Origin of the sequence: Thermococcus sp. 21S7, from assembly GCF_012027615.1 — an archaeon.
In the GTDB taxonomy this organism is placed as follows: Archaea; Methanobacteriota_B; Thermococci; order Thermococcales; family Thermococcaceae; genus Thermococcus.
This window is the reverse complement of the sequence record NZ_SNUT01000002.1, coordinates 219,131-238,307: the sequence shown is the minus strand read 5'-3', so window position 1 is coordinate 238,307 and position 19,177 is coordinate 219,131. Positions and strand designations below refer to the sequence as shown.

22 protein-coding genes are annotated in these 19,177 nt (G+C 55.7%); 2 read left to right on the top strand and 20 right to left on the bottom strand.

Features of this window, described 5'->3' with window-relative positions; all coding sequences use genetic code 11:
- Positions 1-28: 28 nt before the first annotated feature.
- The 20 genes from E3E51_RS04580 to E3E51_RS04485 all read right to left on the bottom strand — a co-directional run bounded on the left by E3E51_RS04580 (position 29) and on the right by E3E51_RS04485 (position 16,704).
- Positions 29-1,273, bottom strand: a complete 1,245-nt coding sequence (locus E3E51_RS04580) for an iron-containing alcohol dehydrogenase (protein ID WP_240924249.1) — start codon at positions 1,271-1,273, stop codon at positions 29-31.
- Between the two features lie 227 nt (positions 1,274-1,500).
- Positions 1,501-2,007 (bottom strand): 4Fe-4S dicluster domain-containing protein, encoded by a 507-nt coding sequence (locus tag E3E51_RS04575; RefSeq protein WP_048056508.1) that lies wholly within the window; start codon positions 2,005-2,007, stop codon positions 1,501-1,503.
- 1 nt (position 2,008) lies between these two features.
- A complete protein-coding gene (locus tag E3E51_RS04570; RefSeq protein WP_167911922.1) occupies positions 2,009-3,067 on the bottom strand; it encodes an FAD-dependent oxidoreductase in 1,059 nt (352 codons plus the stop codon).
- A complete protein-coding gene (locus E3E51_RS04565; protein ID WP_167911921.1) occupies positions 3,064-3,387 on the bottom strand; it encodes a hypothetical protein in 324 nt (107 codons plus the stop codon). The genes E3E51_RS04570 and E3E51_RS04565 overlap by 4 nt, the downstream gene beginning before the upstream one ends.
- Positions 3,388-4,920, bottom strand: a complete 1,533-nt coding sequence (locus E3E51_RS04560; RefSeq protein WP_167911920.1) for a proton-conducting transporter membrane subunit — start codon at positions 4,918-4,920, stop codon at positions 3,388-3,390. It abuts the gene before it with no gap.
- Complete coding sequence (locus E3E51_RS04555; RefSeq protein ID WP_167911919.1) at positions 4,917-5,411, bottom strand: Na+/H+ antiporter subunit E; 495 nt, start codon at positions 5,409-5,411, stop codon at positions 4,917-4,919. The genes E3E51_RS04560 and E3E51_RS04555 overlap by 4 nt, the downstream gene beginning before the upstream one ends.
- Positions 5,408-5,791 (bottom strand): sodium:proton antiporter, encoded by a 384-nt coding sequence (locus E3E51_RS04550; RefSeq protein ID WP_240924248.1) that lies wholly within the window; start codon positions 5,789-5,791, stop codon positions 5,408-5,410. Before E3E51_RS04550 ends, E3E51_RS04555 begins: the two co-directional genes overlap by 4 nt.
- Positions 5,782-6,498: an MnhB domain-containing protein gene (locus tag E3E51_RS04545; RefSeq protein WP_167911918.1), complete on the bottom strand. Its 717-nt coding sequence runs from the start codon at positions 6,496-6,498 to the stop codon at positions 5,782-5,784. Before E3E51_RS04545 ends, E3E51_RS04550 begins: the two co-directional genes overlap by 10 nt.
- Positions 6,499-6,771 (bottom strand): hydrogenase subunit MbhD domain-containing protein, encoded by a 273-nt coding sequence (locus E3E51_RS04540; protein WP_240924247.1) that lies wholly within the window; start codon positions 6,769-6,771, stop codon positions 6,499-6,501.
- Positions 6,734-7,066 (bottom strand): monovalent cation/H(+) antiporter subunit G, encoded by a 333-nt coding sequence (mnhG, locus tag E3E51_RS04535; RefSeq protein WP_167911917.1) that lies wholly within the window; start codon positions 7,064-7,066, stop codon positions 6,734-6,736. Before mnhG ends, E3E51_RS04540 begins: the two co-directional genes overlap by 38 nt.
- On the bottom strand, positions 7,063-7,332 hold the full coding sequence (locus E3E51_RS04530) for a monovalent cation/H+ antiporter complex subunit F (RefSeq protein ID WP_167911916.1): 270 nt from the start codon (positions 7,330-7,332) through the stop codon (positions 7,063-7,065). The genes mnhG and E3E51_RS04530 overlap by 4 nt, the downstream gene beginning before the upstream one ends.
- Positions 7,325-7,528: a hypothetical protein gene (locus E3E51_RS04525; protein ID WP_346765940.1), complete on the bottom strand. Its 204-nt coding sequence runs from the start codon at positions 7,526-7,528 to the stop codon at positions 7,325-7,327. The genes E3E51_RS04530 and E3E51_RS04525 overlap by 8 nt, the downstream gene beginning before the upstream one ends.
- 1 nt (position 7,529) lies before the next feature.
- Positions 7,530-8,291, bottom strand: a complete 762-nt coding sequence (locus E3E51_RS04520) for an NADH-quinone oxidoreductase subunit B family protein (RefSeq protein WP_167911914.1) — start codon at positions 8,289-8,291, stop codon at positions 7,530-7,532.
- On the bottom strand, positions 8,288-8,785 hold the full coding sequence (locus tag E3E51_RS04515) for a 4Fe-4S dicluster domain-containing protein (RefSeq protein ID WP_167911913.1): 498 nt from the start codon (positions 8,783-8,785) through the stop codon (positions 8,288-8,290). Before E3E51_RS04515 ends, E3E51_RS04520 begins: the two co-directional genes overlap by 4 nt.
- The gene (locus E3E51_RS04510; protein WP_167911912.1) at positions 8,776-10,410 is read right to left on the bottom strand and encodes an NADH-quinone oxidoreductase subunit C; all 1,635 of its coding nucleotides are present in this window, start codon (positions 10,408-10,410) and stop codon (positions 8,776-8,778) included. Before E3E51_RS04510 ends, E3E51_RS04515 begins: the two co-directional genes overlap by 10 nt.
- 1 nt (position 10,411) lies before the next feature.
- Positions 10,412-11,290 (bottom strand): NADH-quinone oxidoreductase subunit H, encoded by an 879-nt coding sequence (locus E3E51_RS04505; protein ID WP_167911911.1) that lies wholly within the window; start codon positions 11,288-11,290, stop codon positions 10,412-10,414.
- Entirely contained in the window at positions 11,287-13,071 is a 1,785-nt protein-coding gene (locus E3E51_RS04500; protein ID WP_167911910.1) for a proton-conducting transporter membrane subunit, read from the bottom strand. The genes E3E51_RS04505 and E3E51_RS04500 overlap by 4 nt, the downstream gene beginning before the upstream one ends.
- Positions 13,068-14,492, bottom strand: a complete 1,425-nt coding sequence (locus E3E51_RS04495; RefSeq protein WP_167911909.1) for a hydrogenase 4 subunit D — start codon at positions 14,490-14,492, stop codon at positions 13,068-13,070. The genes E3E51_RS04500 and E3E51_RS04495 overlap by 4 nt, the downstream gene beginning before the upstream one ends.
- On the bottom strand, positions 14,489-14,983 hold the full coding sequence (locus tag E3E51_RS04490; RefSeq protein WP_167911908.1) for a 4Fe-4S dicluster domain-containing protein: 495 nt from the start codon (positions 14,981-14,983) through the stop codon (positions 14,489-14,491). The genes E3E51_RS04495 and E3E51_RS04490 overlap by 4 nt, the downstream gene beginning before the upstream one ends.
- On the bottom strand, positions 14,980-16,704 hold the full coding sequence (locus tag E3E51_RS04485; RefSeq protein ID WP_277346758.1) for a molybdopterin-dependent oxidoreductase: 1,725 nt from the start codon (positions 16,702-16,704) through the stop codon (positions 14,980-14,982). The genes E3E51_RS04490 and E3E51_RS04485 overlap by 4 nt, the downstream gene beginning before the upstream one ends.
- A 482-nt stretch (positions 16,705-17,186) precedes the next feature.
- Here E3E51_RS04485 and hydB point away from each other — a divergent pair, with 482 nt between their 5' ends.
- A complete protein-coding gene (hydB, locus tag E3E51_RS04480; protein ID WP_167911906.1) occupies positions 17,187-18,293 on the top strand; it encodes an NADPH-dependent hydrogenase/sulfhydrogenase 1 subunit beta in 1,107 nt (368 codons plus the stop codon).
- Positions 18,290-19,174, top strand: coding sequence for an NADPH-dependent hydrogenase/sulfhydrogenase 1 subunit gamma (gene hydG / locus E3E51_RS04475; protein ID WP_088180257.1), 885 nt, complete (start codon positions 18,290-18,292; stop codon positions 19,172-19,174). The genes hydB and hydG overlap by 4 nt, the downstream gene beginning before the upstream one ends.
- The last annotated feature ends 3 nt before the right edge of the window (positions 19,175-19,177 follow it).

The following is a 19,177-nucleotide window of genomic DNA, read 5'->3' as shown; positions in this document are numbered from 1 at the left end:
ATCAAAAAGGATAAAAGAAAGCGTCTCCTCAGCCTCTGCCGATAGGGTAAAGCGAATCACGGTAGATGGCCGCTATTCTCTCCTTGGTAGCCTCCACCGGGGCCATAGAAAGGAGCAGGTCAAGGCTCGGGGTCGTCATGGCCAGCTGTGTTAGCTTGTCAACATCTCCCTCGGTAAACCCAACATCCGCGAGCTTTTCAGTGATGCCGATGCTGAAGAGCCACTCCTCCACTCTCCTGGCGACGAGTTCCACCTCTCCCGGGACACCTTTGGCCTCTGGGACGAGCGGCCTGTACACCTCGGCCAGTATCTTCGCGGTGGCGGGGTAGATTTGCCTGATTACCGCCGGAAGAAGCATTGCAAGACCAAGGCCGTGGGGCAGATCCGGTTTGACTGCGCTCAGTGGGTGCTCAAGGGCGTGCGTAAAGTGAAGCAGACCATTGTCGAAGCTTATTCCAGCTATGGCGGAGGCGTAGAGCAGTGCGTACCTGGCCTGAAGGTTGTCCGGATGATTGAGGGCCTCCGGGAGATAGGTAAATATCAGCCTCGCAGCCTCCTTGGCGAGAAGTATTGAATATGGATTAGCTACCTTGGTTGTGGCGGCTTCGGTGATGTGATTGAGTGCATCGATGGTCACGTACAGGGTCTGTTCCGGAGGAAGCTTTGTCGTTAGTGCGGGGTCATCGATTGCGTAAAGGGGGTAGATGCAGTCGTAAGCTATGGCCGGCTTGTACTCCTTCTCAGGAATCGAAGCCACCGCGAACCTGTCAACCTCGGTTCCGGTTCCATGGGTCGTGTTTATCGCTATTATCGGCTTGGCCTTTACAGGGGTAAACCTGAACTCGTAGAGGTCTCTGGCAGTCTTGTCCGGGTACTCCAGCAGAATCGCAACGCTCTTGGCGCTATCGATAGGGCTGCCGCCACCTATGCCTATGACGGCCTGAGCCCCAAACTCCCTTCCCATCTCAGCCGCCTCATCGATCATGTCGACCGTTGGGTTGGCTCCCACCTTGTCGTAATGAACGTACTCAACGCCATTTTCTTCGAGGGCAGGCCTGACAACGTCCCATGCGCCGCACTTCTTGTAGGAACTCCTTCCGGTGACGAGGATAACCTTGTCCACGCCCTTTCCCTTAAGCTCCCGGACAATATCGTTAAATTTGTGTATGGCGCACAGACCGAAGTAGTTGGTTGTTTTGCACCTCATCTCGAAGACTTGGTTTATCGAAACGTGGGATTCCCACACCATCGCGGACCCTCCAAATGTGCTCATTCGTATGTAGTAGACGCCCAATAAAAGGTTTTTTTGGACCAAATGTATACAACCATGAGTTTGTAACTTAAGGTGTGATATTTGGACATATAATCGCAATATTCGAACGTTTAATCGGAACAAACACTTATAAATGTTACGACAATATTGTCAGAAAGATATTTTGTTTTCCCGGCCCGTGACTGGTAAATTGCATTGTTTAATCAAACAGATTAAAAAACAGACCGCTAGAGCATTCTCCCCACCCCCTCCAGATTCATGGAGGATATCCTTTCTCTTGCTATCTTCTCCGCGGTTCTTCTCATTATTCTGTCCTCAATCTCCTCAGATTCGCCGAAGAATATTGCCTCGGCGGGGCACATTTCCCCGCACGCTGGCTCCATGCCCTCGGCCCTCCTCGCGGCGCACATGTCGCACTTGGTCACCACACGGATTCTGACGTTGAAGCTCGGAACTCCAAACGGGCAGACGGCAAGGCACATCAGACAGCCTATGCACTTCCCGGGGTCTATTATCACCGCCCCCTCGTGGTCCTTATATATCGCTCCAACGGGACATATCTCAAGGCAAGGGGCCCTCTCACAGTGGCGGCAGTTTATGGGCACCGGAAGGCCCGAAACAGTGTAGTATATCCTTATGTTGGGCTTCCCATCGTGGATAAAATCACACACACCCTGGCAGGTTTCACAGCCAATGCAGAGGCTATAATCAACGTGGAGTATCTTCTTTGCCACATCACTCACCCCCCATCATCCACATGTGCATGCTTCTCGCGGCGTAGAGACCATCTTTAACAGCCTGTCCTACTTTCGACGGGCCCGTGACGACGTCTCCCGCAGCAAATATGCCCTCAACGCTCGTCATGTGTCTCCCATCCACGACCACTCTGCCCTTTTTGTCCCTGGCTATCTCCACGCCCTCTCCGGCAGGTGGTGTGGGGGTCTGCCCCACGGCAAATATGACGTAGTCAACCTCCAACCTGAACTCCGAGCCTTCAACAGGTACTGGCCTCCTTCTTCCGCTCGCATCGGGCTCACCAAGCTCCATCCTGACCATCTCGACGGCCCTTACTTTTCCATCTCCTATGATTCTGACGGGCATGGTTTTTTCGAGCCACTTAACCCCCCTCTGGATGAGCTGATTTATCTCATACGGGCCGGCGGGGGCTTCCTTTATGCTTCTCCGATAGCTGAGGTATACTTCATCAGCCCCAAGGAGAACGCTCTCAAGGGCCGCGTCCACCGCCGTGTGTCCCGCACCAACGACGAGGATTTTCTTGCTCTCAGGATGTATTATGTCCGTCCACTCCATGTGTCCGAGCTTAGCGCTCTTTATTCTGAACAGGTATTCCAGCGCGGGATACACTCCCTGAAGTTCGGCGCCCTCAAGTTCGGGCGTCCATGGCTCCCATGCCCCCGTGGCTATCAGCACCGCGTCGTAATTCTCCTTAAGCTCCGCTATGTGCACAGTCCTCTCAACGAACTCGTCTCCTGCCTCCTGTCCACACTCCCCACAGACCACCTTGGTCCTGGGGAAAAACTTGACCTCAAAGAGATCCTTGAGCTCACCGCAGCCCTCCCTAACGCGGTATATCGGAATCCTGAACTCGGGGATTCCAAAGAGCATCAAACCCCCGGGCTCGGGGAGCTTGTCGTAGACGTGCACCTCGTGTCCCTGGCAGACGAGGTAACCTGCAGCGCTTAAGCCGGCAGGACCGGCCCCCACTATGGCCACCTTCTTTCCAGTGGGCTCCGGCCGGGACTTGCACAGAAATGCAAACCGCATTCCGCTCATCTTTCCACCTCCGTAACGTCAATAAGCCGTAGGTTCCACACCGTCGGGTAGGCGCCTTTCATCTCCAGAGCCATCCCCATGACCTCTGAAACAACTCCCGTGGGGTCATGAACAATCTTGACCTCTCCGAAGAGCTCGGGATGGAGGTTGTGGATAGAGTCTGCCGGCACCACAATCACGTCCAGTCCCTCCCACTTTTCTGCGGCATCGGCGAGTAGCTCCGCCTTGTCTCCCTCTTTCAAAACCACAAGCCATGTCTCGCCCAGGAGTGCAACCCCGAGCAGGTTTTCACCGTAGTGCTTTCTGAACTCTCCAATCATCTACTTCACCCCCGCGGTGAGTGCGGCCCGTATGTAACCCTCCACGTCATTCAGCTGAACCACGGCAGGGTTCACAAGTCTATCCACCAGAATCGGGGAGAGTACCCCGAGAACCAGGCACGCAAGGGCAAGCATCAGGAGTACCGCCACCATCGAACGTGATTCACGGACCTCACTCTCTCCATCCGGCTTTTTAATCCACAGCCAGTAGAGCATCCTCATATAGCTCACAAGAGCAAATAGGCTCGATATCAGCAGTACTGCAACGAGAGCTGGGCTTTTCTCCACGTAGGCCCTGTAAAGCAGGAGTTTGCTGAAGAAAACGTTTGTAGGGGGCAGTCCCACAAGGCTCATCGTGGCTATCGCCAGGCTCACCGTAGTGAAGGGCATACTTTTTCCAAGCCCCTTTAGCTCGTTCAGCTTCCTGCTTCCCGCAGCATGGATGAAGACTCCCACCGCGAGGAAGAGGAGGGCTTTCGCTACCGCGTGGTTTACCATGTGGAACACCGCGCCGGCGGTTCCGGCCTCGCTGTTCACTCCCACGGCCATCGCCAGGTAGCCCATGTTGAGTATTGTTGAGTAGGCCACTATTCTCTTGACATCGTCCTGAACGGTCATTGCGATGGATGATAAAAGGGCAGAGACCGCCCCGAGAATGAGGAGTAGCATGCACATGATGTCGCCAATGTGAGAGACTTCCGGGACATAAGTCAGGCTGAGGAACCTCATGAATCCGTAAATTCCAGCGTTAACCACCAGGCCAGACAGTATGGCTGAGACCGGACTTGGAGCCGCGGAATGAGCCCCTGGAAGCCAGAAATGGTTCGGCATTATCGCGGCCTTTATCGTGAAGGCCCACGTTATCAGCGCCATTGAAATGGCTAGGATGGGAACAGTGCCGTTCAGGGGTGTTGATATTGGGAATCCAATTCCGTGCAACTTCGCGGAGATGTCTGCAAAGTTCACCGTGCCGAGCCCCCGGTAGATCAGCACTAGGGCAAGGAAGTAGAGAGTCGTTCCTATGGAGCTTATTATCGCGTACCTGAGGCCAGAGTAAGCGGGATAGCCGTCCTCCGTGTAGAACATCACTAGGCCGTATGATGCTATCGCCGTCACTTCGAGCATCACGAACAGATTGAACGCGTCCCCCGTCATGAATATGCCGAGGAGACCCGCCTCAAGGCCAAGGTAAAGGGTGTAGAACCACTCCACACCGTCCTCACGACCCAGGTAGCGGACCGAGTAGACCGCCGTGAGGAACATCAGTGAGGCCGTTACGAGCACCATAACCGCCCCGAACCTGTCCACCTCATAGATTATGCCGACCGGCGCCTTCCAGCCGCCGAAGGAATAGGTTAACGGGAGCTCAGAGGAATAGACCTCCCTGAAGAGCTCAGCCCCCATCACGAGCGCTGTTCCGGTAACGAACAGGGCGTAGCCAAAGATAAAGCGCCTGCTCTTAATTATGGTGGAGAGTATGGGGAGTACGAAAGCGAAGGCCATTGGAATCGCGGGCAGTATCAATGGATTCATGCTCCTCCCCCCTCAAAGATTTTCTTTGCGTTTTCCTCAAACTCTCCGAGGATTTCCTCCCTGCGTTTTTCAGGGTCCGAAGTGGAGACGCTTATCCAGTTCACGTACACACAGCCATCGTCCATGTGGACTGTCACGGTTCCGGGGGTATTGGTTATTGAAGCGGCAACGAGGAAACGGGCGTATTCGTCTCCCAGGTTCAGGGGCACTTTAACGATGCCCGGCCTGACATCCCCACTGAGTATCCTCCTGATGACGTCGGCGTGGGCCTTCGCCTCGATTACCGTGATGTACTTGAGAAAGTAGAGCGCAAAGCGCACCCATCTCGCCGGGTTCAGGGCCTTGCCTGGGTTACTAACGAGGTGCTTCCCGAAGAGCAGTCCTGCCGCAAAGGCGGTTATCGCACCGGTGATTATATCGTAAGCCGTTATCGAGCCCGTTATGATGATGTAAGTTACGAACGCCGCAATCATCACAGGGACAGACCTCATTCATCCCACCCCGCGAGCTTCCGGACATCCACCGTCCCGTATTTTCTCTGGATGTGTATCACACCGTAGGCCATGAGGACGGTAACCGCAAGGCCGATAACTATGGCAGTTATCGTCAGCGCCTGAGGGAACGGGTCAACGCTTCTCTCCACGAGCTTCGTCACGCCTTCACCCGAGTACTCAGTTAAAACCGGAGGAAGGGGGTTTTTGACGTCCCTGTAGCCCAGGAATATGACAAGGACGTTTACCATATCTGAAAACAGGGACAGGCAGAGCACCTTCTTAACGAGGTTTGGCCTAACCGCCACTCCGTAGAGCGCCACCAGCATGGTGGCTACCGTTGCCGTTATCACCAGAGACGCTGCGAGGCTCATTGCCATCCCTCCTCCGGATTCGCAAGGAGAAGAAAGATTATCGTAAACCCTGCCCCAACGGCCAAGAACTCGGCCAGATTATAGAGAAGCAGGCTTCCGCTCACGAGGAGTCCCCCCACCTTGACTGGATAAACGGGCAGGTTCTGCATAAAATGGAGTCCCCTCAGCAGGGGGTACGCCGCGACGCAGGCTATGGTCACGAGTCCCGCGGTTCTTATCGCGAGCGCCCTCACCTTCGTTATCCCGTTCCTCTCAAGGGCCTTCTTGGAGAAGCCGACTATGATGAGCAGGGAACCAGCGGCGAGCATTGAACCCCCCTGGAAGCCGCCACCCGGGGTGAGGTGCCCGTGGAACGCCACCGAAGCAGACGCCACGAACGTGATGAAGGCCACGAGCTTGACCCCAGTTTTGACTACCTCTGTGAACCCGTCTCCCCGGAATTTCGGCCCGTTAAAGCCCCGGAACACCGAAACCGCACTTATTATGGCAAGAAAGAGTACTGCCGTCTCGAAGTACGTGTCAACGCCGCGGTAGTCCCACAGGATTGACGTGACAACTTCAGGCGAGCCGGCCGAACGTTCGCCGAGGTAGCTGTTCCCCAGGTAGAACTCACCAAGCGCCCCGACACCGACGATGCCTTCGACGTGGGGCTGGAGCAGGTATGCGGCGGAGAGTGTAATCAGCATGATCACCAGCATTCCAGCAATCCTCAATCACACCACCTCTTCCCGAGTTGTTTTGCTAACGAGAAACACCATCAGGCCCGTGGATAGAGCGACGGAAATGGCAACGTAGGCGAGTACTATGTCAGGTGCCATGAGGGTGTACGCTACGAGGATTACGAGACCACCAAAGATCCCGGTGTAGATGACGGCCCTCAGCAGATCCCTCTCCGTGACCACAAGGTATGCGAGCCCAAGGCAGCCGAGCAGGGCAAGGGCCGCAAGCTCAATCATCCCAATCCCCTCCAAGCTCGTTGTGCTCAATCTTCACCACCCCTGCCCTCTCAGCGGCGTAGGCAAGCGCATGGCTCCCAACGGATGTCGTTATCAACAGGGTGAATGCACTCAGGAAAGCCACCCCCGCCACGGGGAGCAGTCCCCTGTCGAGGGCAATGAGGCCCGCCCCGAGGAAGGGGTAGAACTTCCCCCCCACCGTACCAACGGTTGCAGCATGGAGCCTCAGGTAGAAGTTTCCAAAGCGGTGCATCCCGATGGCCCCGAATATGTCACAGACTGCCCCTACGATGAGCAGTACAACCCCGATGAACGAGAGTATCATACCCCCACCTCCCCCTTAACGAGGTACTTTGACGCGAACACGTCGAGCACGAACGCCCAGAGGACGAGGAAGAAGGCTCCCCCCGCGAGCAGGTTGTTTTCGTAGTACACCGCTACGAGGAGTGCAATCAAGGCGACGTCAAGGCTTACACAATCCCCTGCGAGTATTGAATCGAGAACCGTGGGGCCCAGTAGCACCCTTATGAAATAGACTACCCCTGCAATCCCGTAGAGCGCAATCAGGACGGGAATTGTGTGCTCAAACATTGGGAATCCACCCCACCGTGATTTCTCCTTTCCTGAGGGCCTCCAGATGTTTTTCTATAATCTCCCTGTCCTCCCTGGGGAACGCTTCGATGTCAAGGACACCTTTCTCCAGCAGACTCGCGGTTTCGGGGCTTATCTCGCAGATTACCTCCTCAACCAATGCACTGGATTCAAAATGGTCGAGTACCCTCGCCACCTCATTTTGGAAGCCCAATGATCGCCCTCTTCGCAGCAAGTATGCCCTCATAGGTTCTCACCACCTCAAGATAGTAGGAATAAAGCTTCTCAAGGCCGTATCTGAGCCTAGAATCGCCCTCATCATTTATGGCCTTCTCAACGAGTTTTTCCAGCTCTTCTTTGCTTTCTGAGCTTTCAACGAGTTCCATAAAACGCTTGAGCAGAGAGTAACCATCAAAATAGCCCAGCTCCTTCCTTATCCTTGCGCGGAGAAGGACCTCCACCCACGCGTTGAAGCTCTCCCTCGGGAGAACGAAGGTGCCCTCACGGAACAGTTCTCCCCTAATTTTTTTCTCCACGATGTTTTTGAGGAGCGCAACGCCGTAGAGGATTTCCTCCGGTCTCGGAGGGCATCCCGGGATGTAGAGGTGCACGGGCAGGAACTCTGAGGTTCCACCCTTCAGAGGGTATTCGAGGGACTCCCTGTACTCGCGCCTCAGGGCGTAGCTGTCGTGAAATATCCCCCCGGAACACGCACAGGTTCCTACGGCTATGACAATCCTCGGCTTCGGCGGCATGGCTTCGTAGGCCATCTTGGCCGCATGGTATGCCTGCCTCGTCAAGGGCCCGGTGACCAGGAGGGCGTGGGCGTGCCTCGGCGTTGGGACGAGCTTTACTCCGAGCCTCTCTATGTCATAGTACGGGGTGAGCACGTCCAGTATCTCTATGTCGCAGCCGTTGCAGGCCCCAGTATTCACGTGGAAGACCCAAAGGGATTTCACAGTCCATCCACCTCCCCGAATTTGGTGGCGTTGAGTACCGTCAGCTTCAGCTTGCACTCGGAACAGAGGGGGAGTTTTTCCCTCACCCTGTCAAAGTCAAGGATTCCCCTCGGAATCAGGGACAGTACCTTCTCCACCTGCCGTTCAGTGTAGTGGGTATACTTCCCGCAGCCCCTGCACCTGGCGAGTCCCAGCTCAACGACCTCCACGTGATCACCCCTATCATCGGTGGCGGCCTCAAACTCAGTGGTGAGCCTGACCGCACCCGTCGGGCAGACTTCCTCGCAGCGGGCGCACCTTATGCACCTGCCCACGTCGAGCACTATCCTTCTCGTCCCGTTTTGGGGGTCGTCTATCCTCAGTATCGCGTTCGGCGGGCAAGCGTTGGCGCAGGCACCGCAGCCTATACAGAGCACGGGGTCGATCCGGGGGATGCCCCTGTATTCCGGAGGAGCCTCTTCAGGCTCGAACGGGTACGCCTTGGTTACCGGCAAATTCCCACCCCCAGCCGCACCACCCTCGACTTTCCACTCTCGATATCAACCACCTGAACCCTCTCGGTGCAGGAGTAACACGGGTCGATGCTGGCTATAATCAAAGGTGCGTCCGCTATCGTGTAACCGACGAGCATGTCCGGCACAGTTTGCAGGTTGTTGTACGTGGCGGCCTTCACGCGCCAGCGGTAGATGGTATTTCTGTCCCCCGCCAGGATGTAGTGTACGTTCTCACCCCTGGGGGCCTCCACGGCTGAGATGCCTTCCGCTCCCTCCGGGATATCCCCAAAGTCCGCTAAGATGCCCCCGCCAGGCATCGCGTCGAGAACCTGCTCAATTAATGAGATGCTCTGCCGTACCTCCTCTATCCTAACAGTGGCCCTCGCCAGAACGTCCCCCTCCTTCTCAACCGGAACTTCAAAGCTCAAATCCCCATATGCAGCGTAGGGAAAGTCCCTCCTGACGTCGTAGTCCACACCAGACGCCCTTGCAACCGGCCCACACGCGTCCCAGGCCCGCGCCTTTTCTTTTGACAGCACTCCAACCCCTTCACATCTTTTGATGAACCCGCTGGAGGACAGGAGGAACTCCACAACATCGTTGAATTCCCTCTTCATCGCATCGAGTTCCCTCTCCACAAGCTCCCTCCGGTAATCAAGGAGGTCTCTCCTCACGCCTCCAACGACGACGAGTCCGTAGGTCTTTCTGTTCCCGGTTAGCCTCTCAGCCAGCCACATGATCCTCTCCCTTATACGCCAGACCTCCATGAACGCGGTGTCAAAGCCCACAAGATGTGCCGCAACACCAATCCACAGGAGGTGGGAGTGGAGCCGCTCAAGTTCAAGAAGCAGTGTTCTGATGTACTCTGCCCTCTCAGGAACTTCTATTCCGGCGGCCTCCTCTATTGCCTGGGCGTAGGCCGTTGAGTGACAGAAACCACATATCCCGCAGATTCTCTCGGCTATGAAGCACACCTGATTGTAGTTCAGCCTGCCCCTCGCGAGCTTTTCAATTCCCCTGTGGGAGTAGAAGCCCCTGTAATCGACGCCTACGATTTCCTCCCCCCTGACAAAGAGTCTGAAGTGCGCCGGCTCGTCGAGGGCGATGTGGTACGGCCCTATCGCATGAACACTCGTGCCTTCGGGGGGTCGGACGTAGGGATACCTCTTCTCACCCGGCGGGCTTTCCGAGTACTTGAAGTCCTCCCTGAGGGGATAAACACCCTCCGGCCAGTCGTCGGGCAGTATCAGCCTCCTCTGATCAGGCAGACCCTCCGCCTCAACGCCGAGGAGGTCCTGAACTTCCCTCTCGAACCATAGGGCGCCCCTATGGAACTGAGCCACGCTCGGAAACACCGGCCTGTCCTCGGGGACGTATAACCTCACGCCCAGGATTTCTCCCTTAGAGGTATCCGCGAACCAGTACGTTATGCTGAACGCATCTTCGACAGTCCTTTCGTCAGTCCCAACCATTGTAAAGAGCCTTACATTCTGGCCAGCGAAAAGGAACCTAACCATATCCTGAAAGTCCTCTGGCCTCGCCATTATCGTGTACAGCACTTTCTTCTCGCCGAGGGCTCTCTTTTCAAGGATCGGTCCAAACCTGGTCTCAAACTCCGCTATCATATTACCACCCCATCCATCCAACGAGCAGGAGGAAAATTCCGAGGGTCAATGCCAGGGTCCCATTTCTGACAGCCTGATCAATGCGGTAGCGGGCGCTCATCGCCTCATACACGACCATCCCAAGGAAAAGGAGTGCAAACGCACCGCACTGGAACAGTAACACAGCACCCCCGCTCACGAATGGAAGGACGAGCATTGACGCCAGCAGCCATATCATGGCGAACCTCTTTATCTGGAACGCCCACAACATAATTGCAAACAGTCTTCCGCTGTACTCGGCAAGGGGACCACCGAGGAGCTCCGTTTCCGCTTCGGCTATGTCATACGGCACGAAACCGGCCTCAACGTACGTCAGATAAATCAGCAGAAGGTATGCGCCGAGTACTGATATTGAGGGTTTTAATGCTGGCGCTATGTCCTCTATGGTTAAAGCACCGGTTTTCATCGCAAATATTCCAATAACAACCGCGAAAAGCGGTTTGAAAGCTATGGACATCGTGACCTCCCTGCCGGCACCGGCAGATGTGTAGGAGCTGGGAACGCTCAGGGCTCCCATCACAACGGCGGCCGAGAACATCGTGAAGACGTAGATAAAGGCTATGACGTCTCCCTCGAACCCAAAGGGTGCCTTTTCTCCAAAGGGCAGGAACAGGAGCATCCCTATGGCGCTCGCAAAGGCGATGTAGGGGGCCAGTCTGAATGTCAGGGAATCCACGGGAGAGTTACACTCTACCCTCAAAAAGCTCAGCAGGTCGTACCAGCTCTGGACAATCGATGGGCCGACACGCTTCTGAATCACTGCTCGGACCTTTCTTGCAACCCCATCAATGAAAGGTACCATTAGGGGCACGATGATTGGAGCGGCGTCCTGAGCGTTCATCCTATCACCCCCACGAAGGCCAGGAACGCGATTACCATCGCCACGAGCACGAGGAAAGTTGTCGCGAGCATCCCGTTCAGCTCCTTCGACAGCTCCTTGAAGCATGCCCCGAACCCGCAGGAGAGCCTGATCAGCGGCATGAACAGCGCCTCGTCAATGTAGCCCCCTCCAGTCGAACGGTAGAACCTGCTCCCGGATAGTGCCAGGGACTGGATTCCCTCCCCCGCCGCCGAGATCCTCTGCACTGCCCCCGAAACGCCGGTGTACATGTGCTCCGGCTTTATGTCAAACTCCTCTACGGGTTCCCCGTTGGTCCAGACTCCGCTCTCCCTTGCCCTGGGAGGCAGTGCCACGAGCAGGGACGCAATGAGCACAGCTATTATCAGGGTAAAGAGCGGGAGGTCAAGCGTTGTCGGGTATGGAAGGCCCACCGGACGCAGTAGCACACCGGGAACAACACCGCCCACAACGCAGAGGAACGCAAGAATCCCCTCGCCAAGGAGCATTGGTAAGGGAGCCTCCTCGGCCTCGACGTTTGGCTCACCGGTAAACACACGGTAAAGCTTGAGGTAGGCCGCCAGGGTGAGCGCGCTCCCGAGGAGTGCAACTGCACCGCCCGCCACCAGGAGAGGGTTCTTCGATAGGAATGTCGCCCTGTAAATCAGCCACTTGCTCGCAAAGCCATTCAGAGGGGGTACACCCGACACCGCAAGGATTCCAACGATTGACAGTCCGAAAGTGATGGGCATCTCTCTTGAGAGCCCCCTGATGCCCGTGTCCTTCCTTCCCGTTGCGTGGAGGATGTTGCCGGAGAGCATGAAAAGGAGGTTCTTGAACAGCATGTGGTTGAAGGAGTGCAGCAGGACGGCTGTTATGGCCACTTCCCTAAGCTCCCCCGAAAGGAGCAGGTACGCCCCAATTCCTAGGAATATGTATCCCATGTTGTCGATGCTTGAGTAGGCCATCATCCTCTTGATGTCCTTCTGGTTGAGTGCCAGCAACGAACCGAGGGCGATTGTGACGATTGAGAGCACCACAAGCGGGACTGCTATTGAACCCGCCCTACCGAACGTTTCCAAGGTTCTTAACATCCCATAGACCGCCATTTTGAGCATAACCCCACTGAGGAGTGCCGAAACGTTACTCGGTGCAACGGGATGGGCCTCGGGGAGCCAGAAATGCAGGGGGAAAATGCCCGCCTTTGCTAGGAACCCCACGGTCAATGCCCAGATCACCCATGAGGGAACTACAGCACCGCTTAGCGCCGAATAGTCAAGGGTTCCCGCATGACTGTAGATGTAGCCCAGCCCCATAATCAGAGGTGCAGTGTTCAGGGCGTGCATTGCAACAAGGTACACGACGCTGGCCCTCAGGGTTTCCCTCCTCTCGTGGTTATACATGATGAGGACGTAGGAAGCGGCCGTCATCAGCTCCCAGAAAATCAGGAGAGTGAGGAAGTCCCTGGCGAGGACTATCAAGGCCATAGAAAGCACAAATAGGGGGTACGCCGCGGTCACGAGGTGCCTCCTGCCCATATAGGAGAGCGAGTACACGGAGACGGCAAAGCCCGCCACCCCCACGAGTATGGCGAAGAACCTGGACAGGTCATCGGTGGCAAAGGCAACGGTGATTCCTGAGATGGCGGTGTGGAAGACGATTCCTCCGGTAGCCTCAACCACCAGGGAAATGGACGCGAGCGCCGAAAGAACGCTCACTACCTTCGAGTTTCTGAACACCAGTCCTACGATGATAGCCAGGAGAAACATCAGCGCAAATATCATCCTACCACCCCCAGAAGGGCGTAGCCAATAAAGGCGGACGTGAGGGAAAGGAGGATAAGCGAACACAGTGCCACACTTACGATTCCGTCCACCCTTCTCGGCTCCCCTTCACTGAATATCATGGAGTTGATATTCCTCAGTGCTGAGTACAGAAGAACTACCGAATCCGCGAGAACCACGAGGAGGAGCAGGATTCCGAGCGGGACATCGTACATCTTCCCGGCGTTGAGGTATATGTAGAGCTTGCTAAAGAACACCCCAAACGGGGGCAGACCCGCGAGTCCAAGTAGGGAAAAGCTCCATGAGTACGCCAGGAGGGGGGTTTCCTTCAGGCCCTTTATCCTCCCCATGTCCAGCGTCCCGTAGTAGTAGGTAAACGATCCAGCCGTCAGGAAGGCCAGTCCCTTGAGGTAAGCGTGGTTCATCAGCTGAAAGAGCGCGGCTTTAATTCCGAGGGGGTTTCCGAGGACGGCAATGGCGACACCGGTGTACATTATGGCACACTCCGCTATCGTGGAATACGCCAGCAGTTTCTTGGCATCCCTCTGCCTCGGATACTGGAGCATTGCAACGGTGAGGGTTGCCACGAGAATCAGCGCCATGGGGTAGAAAACGGTGGCCGGGGGCTCCATGAACTGGACGACCCTTATCAGAAGGTAGACCCCCATCTCTACCATAGCTGCGCCGTGGAGAAAGGCACTTGCCGGGGTCGGGGCCTCCATCGCGTCCGGGATCCACGAGTAGAGCGGAAACTGGGCGCTCTTGGTAAACGCTGCCACCATAAAGCACAGGAACAGTATCATCTTCTCCCTCTCGGGGAGTGCTCCCAGGAAGTCAAGCCCGAGGTTCCCGTATTTGATTCCATACGCCACCGCTGTGTAGAAGCCGATTATGGCCCCGAAGTTGGGAATCAGCAGGGCCTTGAGCGCCGCCCGTTCCGCCCTTTTACTGCCATAGAACCCCACAACGCCCCAGCACGCGAGGCTCATAAGCTCAAAGAATATCAGCATCTGGAGCACCGTGGAGGAGTATATGAAAGCCAGCGTTGAACCAAGGAACAGCATCATCCAGCCGTAGAACCGGCCCTTCTGCCCCCTGTGCGGATGGCCGACGTTCTTTTCATCCATATAGCGGACGGCATAGGTCAGAAACACCGCCCCCGCAGTGGAAACGACGAACGCCGTGAAAACGCTCGTGCCGTCTACCCTGAGTCCGTAAACCTCTCCAAATCCATTCATGTCAAGGAACACAGCGTGAATCGGGTCTGGGGAGCGGTAAAACACCGCCGCAACAAGAACCTGAATCAGGGAAGACAGCCAGAGCAGGGGGAGCATTACCGTGTCTGCCCTCCTGTCATCGAGCACGAAGCATACAACCCCGAGATAGGCGAGCGCTATTGAAGAGAGTACGAGCGCAATCATGGCCCACACCCCATCATGTCTTCAACTTTCCTGATGAACTCCTCCCTCCTGACGGCGGCCTCCTTCAGCTTCATCCCCACTATCTCCTCCTCGGTGGCCAGAATCAGCGCATCCATCGGGCAGGTCTCGACACAGGCTGGAAGCTTGCCCTCAGCCCTCCTGTGGGCGCAGAGGTCGCACTTCACCATGACCTTGAGGCGTTCGTCAAAACGCGGTGTTCCAAAGGGACAGGCGATAGAACACAGCATGCAGCCAATACATTCATGGTATTTAACGCGAACGGCCCCGTCTTCGTCTCTGTAAAGCGCCCTCGCAGGACAGATGAGCATGCAGGGGGCGTTCTCACAGTGACGGCAGTTGAAGGACATCATCATTAGTTCGGACGTCTGCACGATGGATATGTTCGGCTTCCCGCTGTGCTCCCTCGCGCAGGCCGCCTCGCAGGAGCCGCAACCTATGCACCTCCTGAAGTCAATGAACACCTTTTTCACGGTTCATCCCTCCGAATCCTGCAGGGGCAGGCCTTGGATACCAAAAAGTTCCTCCGGGGCTCTAACGGTAATGCTTCCCTCACAAGGTCCCAGTGCACCACAACGACTCCAGTGAGCGTGCGGTTTGAGATTTTAGCCCTCGCAACTATCCTGCCGTCCCCGACTTCAATCGCAATCCTGTCGCCGCTTGAAACGCCAAGGCGCGATGCATCCTCGGGGCTTATGAGGGCGGCATCAGTCTCCTCCATTCTCCCGGCCAGTAAACCGGGCATAAATCGACCTGAATGGCCCCGAATGAGAAGCATCTCCCCTTGAGGGGGCCTGGATGGAGTTATGGGGGCAAACTTTCGCTTTGCCCTTGAGGGTCTTTCGAGTAAAGTCCCCCCTGGAATCCCCACCAGCTTCCTCGGCCCAGGGTATCCCGGAACAAGGAGGCTTATCTCCCTAAGCACCTCTTCGGGGAAGGTATAACCGAAGCTCGGGAGGTCCATGGCCTTTCCAATCTCCCCAAGAATCGAAACCGCACCCCGTGCTTCACCGGGAGGCCTTTTGGCTTTTCCGCACCACAGAACCCTCCGTTCGAAGTTCGTCGTCGATCCGCCTTCCTCGTAGATAAGGGCACTTGGGAGGATTATATCGGCGAACTTGGCAGTCTCGGTCATAAACGAATCCTGCAGAACAACGAATTCCGCGTTCCTCAGGGCATCGATGGCACCCGGGATATGGCGGGTTAAATCCGCCCCGAGGATGTAGAACACACCAGTACCCCCATCCAGCATTTCAGGGAGCGATTTCCCAGGGTGGGGGTTCAGGCCCTCAACAAGCCATGCCTTCTGAAAGTCTCCGCTTTCACAGAGGGGAGTATAACCCGGGAGCAGGTTGGGGATGAGCCCCATGTCGAGGACACCCTGGGAGTTCCCGTACCTTGAGAGGGGAAGAAACTTCATCCCTGAAATGAAGGTGAGCGTAATCAGAGTCCTCACGCAGGAGGCACCGTTTTCATTCATTGTGACCCCCGAACCCCAGAGAATGATTCCATGGGAGGATCTGAGGATTTCCCCTGCAACGGCGTCTATAACCCTCTCCTGAACTCCAGTCAGCTCCTCCCCATACGACGGGGGGAACCTCGATACGAGTCCTAGGACGTCCTCCGGAAGGACTGCCCCGAAGCGTTCGTCGGTTTTTATCAGCCGGTTCATAATGGAGAGCGCGAGGAAGACGTCCGTACCCGGCAGGGGCCGAAGGTGGAAATCGGCAAATTTCGATGTTCTCCCGGTTACAGGATCCACGAGGATTACCCTTGCCCCACGCTCTCTTGCCCTGGCAATCCTTCCGAGCAGTACCGGGTAATTTCCCGCCAGGTCTGCCCCCCAGACTATGATCAGGTCTGCCTCGTCGATATCCGTAAAGGCTGCCCAGTGGCCCCACGCGTCCATTTCAAGAACAGCCCCAGTGGAAATCCCCTGGGAAAGGGAGGCGGTTGTATCGACGTTGTTGGTGCCGAGCAACCTGGCAAGCTTCTGAAATAGATACGCCGATTCGTTTGATACCATCTCCCCACCTATGAAACCAAGCATCTCGGGATCATCGCGGGCGTATTTGGATAGCTGAAAACCAACTTCGCGAAGGGCGTCCGCCCAGCTAATCTCCACAAACTTTCCTTCCTCCAAAGCCCTCATAGGGCGTTTTATTCGGTTACTCCCAGCGCTCGGTTCGAACATCAGATTCCCCCGTGAGCAGAGCTTGCCGGAGCCATTCGGGGCGCCCAAATCTCGAAGATAATGTATCTCATGAGGGCGTGAATGTTTTTTCTTCACCCCCATCCGGCAACCGATGCCACAGTGAAAGCACGTGACGATAGTACGCATCCAACTCCCCCCGATGATGAACACAGGAGTGCATGTTGCCATCTATGTTCATCCTGAGGTGTGGAGCATCCTCTTAAAGGGCTTTCCAAAACCGTATTTCCAAAACTAAAGGTTCTGGAGCCTTAAAATCAGAAATGCACACTTAAATTCCGGCGTGACCAGAAAAAAGAATAAACTCTTTTGTTTTATATCATGCGTCGTACGAAAACAAAACCGTTTCAACCTTTGGTTTAGAATTTTCGGGTTTAAAAACGCTTTTTTAATCTGCGGAGAAGCCTCAATTGAGGGGACAAAGATGAGCACATGCATAGTTATGTTCATTGGAGGTGGTTGGGTTGAGATACGTTAAACTCCCGAAGGAGAACACCTACGCGTTCCTTGAAAGGTTGAAGGAGTGGGGCAAGCTTTACGCCCCGGTTAAGATATCCGAGAAGTTCTACGACTTCAGGGAAATAGACGACGTCAAAAAGGTAGAGTTCAGCTACAACAGGACGATAATGCCGCCGAAGAAGTTCTTCTTCCTTCCAAGGGAGAAGCTCTTCGAGTTCAACCTCACCAAAGCCGAGTACAGGGAGGTCATAGAGGACGTCGAGCCCTTCGTGCTCTTCGGTCTCCACGCCTGCGACATCTTCGGCCTCAAGGTGCTTGACACCATATACCTCGACGAACTTCCAGACAAGTACTACAAGGTACGCAGGGAGAAGGGCATCATCATAGGCATCAGCTGTATGCCGGACGAATACTGCTTCTGCAACCTGCGCGAGACGGATTTTGCCGACGACGGCTTCGACCTGTTCCTGCACGAGTTGCCCGACGGATGGCTCGTCCGCGTTGGAACGCCAACCGGTCACAGGATAGTCGACAAGAACATCAAGCTCTTCGAGGAGGTCACCACTGAGGACATCTGCAACTTCCGCGAGTTCGAAAACAGGCGCTCCAGGTCGTTCAGGTACCATGAGGACTGGAGCAACCTCAGGTACCTCCTTGAGCTTGAGATGGAGCACCCGATGTGGGACGAGCAGGCCGACATCTGTCTCGCCTGCGGCAACTGCAACACCACCTGCCCGACGTGCCGCTGCTACGAGGTTCAGGACATAGTCAACCTCGACGGTGAAACCGGCTACCGCGAGAGGCGCTGGGACTCCTGCCAGCTCAGGAGCCACGGTCTCGTTGCAGGAAACCACAACTTCAGGCCCACCAAGAAGGACCGCTTCCGCAACAGGTACCTCTGTAAGAACTCCTACAACGAGAAGCTCGGCATAAGCTACTGCGTCGGCTGCGGAAGGTGCACCTACTTCTGCCCGGCGGGTATAAGCTTTGTGAAGAACCTGCGCACCATCATGGGACTTGAGGGCGAAAAGAGCTGCCCATCAGAGATAAGTGAGGAGATCCCGAAGAGGGGGTTCGCCTACGCTTCGGAGATAAGGGGTGAGGACATATGAGCGAGGTAGTTCCCAAGGAGATTATGATGCCGGACGAGAACCCATACGCACTCCACAAGGTTAAGGTTCTCAAGGTCTATCAACTCACCGAAAAGGAGAAGCTGTTCCTCTTCAGGTTCGAAGACCCCGAGCTGGCCGAGAAGTGGACGTTCAAGCCCGGCCAGTTCGTTCAGCTGACGATTCCGGGAGTTGGAGAGGTTCCGATAAGCATATGCTCCTCCGCGATGAGGAAGGGATTCTTCGAGCTGTGCATCAGGAAAGCTGGAAGGGTCACCACGGTCATCCACAAGCTCCAGCCCGGTGACACTGTCCTCGTTCGTGGCCCCTATGGAAACGGATTCCCCGTTGACGAGTGGGAGGGCATGGACCTGCTCCTTATAGCTGCGGGTCTTGGAACCGCCCCGCTCAGGAGTGTCTTCCTCTACGCCATGGACAACCGCTGGAAGTACGGCAACATAACCTTCATCAACACGGCCCGCTACGGAAAGGACCTCCTGTTCTACAAGGAGCTGGAGGCCATGAAGGACCTCGCCGAGGCCGAGAACGTCAAGATAATCCAGAGCGTTACGCGCGACCCCGAGTGGCCCGGACTCCACGGAAGGCCGCAGAACTTCATCATCGAGGCCAACACCAACCCGAAGAACACGGCAGTGGCCATCTGCGGTCCGCCGAGGATGTACAAGGCCGTCTTCGAGTCCCTCATCAACTATGGCTATCGCCCGGAGAACATATTCGTCACGCTGGAGAGAAAGATGAAGTGCGGAATAGGAAAGTGCGGCCACTGTAACGTCGGAACGAGCACGAGCTGGAAGTACATCTGTAAGGACGGCCCGGTCTTCACGTACTTCGACATAGTATCAACGCCTGGCTTACTGGACTGAGGT

Bases quoted from the DNA above. Each gene is read 5' to 3' on its own strand.
- E3E51_RS04500 (WP_167911910.1), bottom strand. From the start codon at position 13,071: ATGATATTTGCGCTGATGTTTCTCCTGGCTATCATCGTAGGACTGGTG.
- E3E51_RS04495 (WP_167911909.1), bottom strand. From the start codon at position 14,492: ATGATTGCGCTCGTACTCTCTTCAATAGCGCTCGCCTATCTCGGGGTT.
- E3E51_RS04560 (WP_167911920.1), bottom strand. From the start codon at position 4,920: ATGAATCCATTGATACTGCCCGCGATTCCAATGGCCTTCGCTTTCGTA.
- E3E51_RS04550 (WP_240924248.1), bottom strand. From the start codon at position 5,791: ATGGCAATGAGCCTCGCAGCGTCTCTGGTGATAACGGCAACGGTAGCC.
- E3E51_RS04510 (WP_167911912.1), bottom strand. From the start codon at position 10,410: ATGATAGCGGAGTTTGAGACCAGGTTTGGACCGATCCTTGAAAAGAGA.
- E3E51_RS04530 (WP_167911916.1), bottom strand. From the start codon at position 7,332: ATGTTTGAGCACACAATTCCCGTCCTGATTGCGCTCTACGGGATTGCA.
- E3E51_RS04565 (WP_167911921.1), bottom strand. From the start codon at position 3,387: ATGATTGGAGAGTTCAGAAAGCACTACGGTGAAAACCTGCTCGGGGTT.
- E3E51_RS04555 (WP_167911919.1), bottom strand. From the start codon at position 5,411: ATGAGGTCTGTCCCTGTGATGATTGCGGCGTTCGTAACTTACATCATC.
- mnhG (WP_167911917.1), bottom strand. From the start codon at position 7,066: ATGATACTCTCGTTCATCGGGGTTGTACTGCTCATCGTAGGGGCAGTC.
- E3E51_RS04580 (WP_240924249.1), bottom strand. From the start codon at position 1,273: ATGAGCACATTTGGAGGGTCCGCGATGGTGTGGGAATCCCACGTTTCG.
- E3E51_RS04505 (WP_167911911.1), bottom strand. From the start codon at position 11,290: ATGAACGCTCAGGACGCCGCTCCAATCATCGTGCCCCTAATGGTACCT.
- hydG (WP_088180257.1), top strand. From the start codon at position 18,290: ATGAGCGAGGTAGTTCCCAAGGAGATTATGATGCCGGACGAGAACCCA.
- E3E51_RS04485 (WP_277346758.1), bottom strand. From the start codon at position 16,704: ATGTTCGAACCGAGCGCTGGGAGTAACCGAATAAAACGCCCTATGAGG.
- E3E51_RS04570 (WP_167911922.1), bottom strand. From the start codon at position 3,067: ATGAGCGGAATGCGGTTTGCATTTCTGTGCAAGTCCCGGCCGGAGCCC.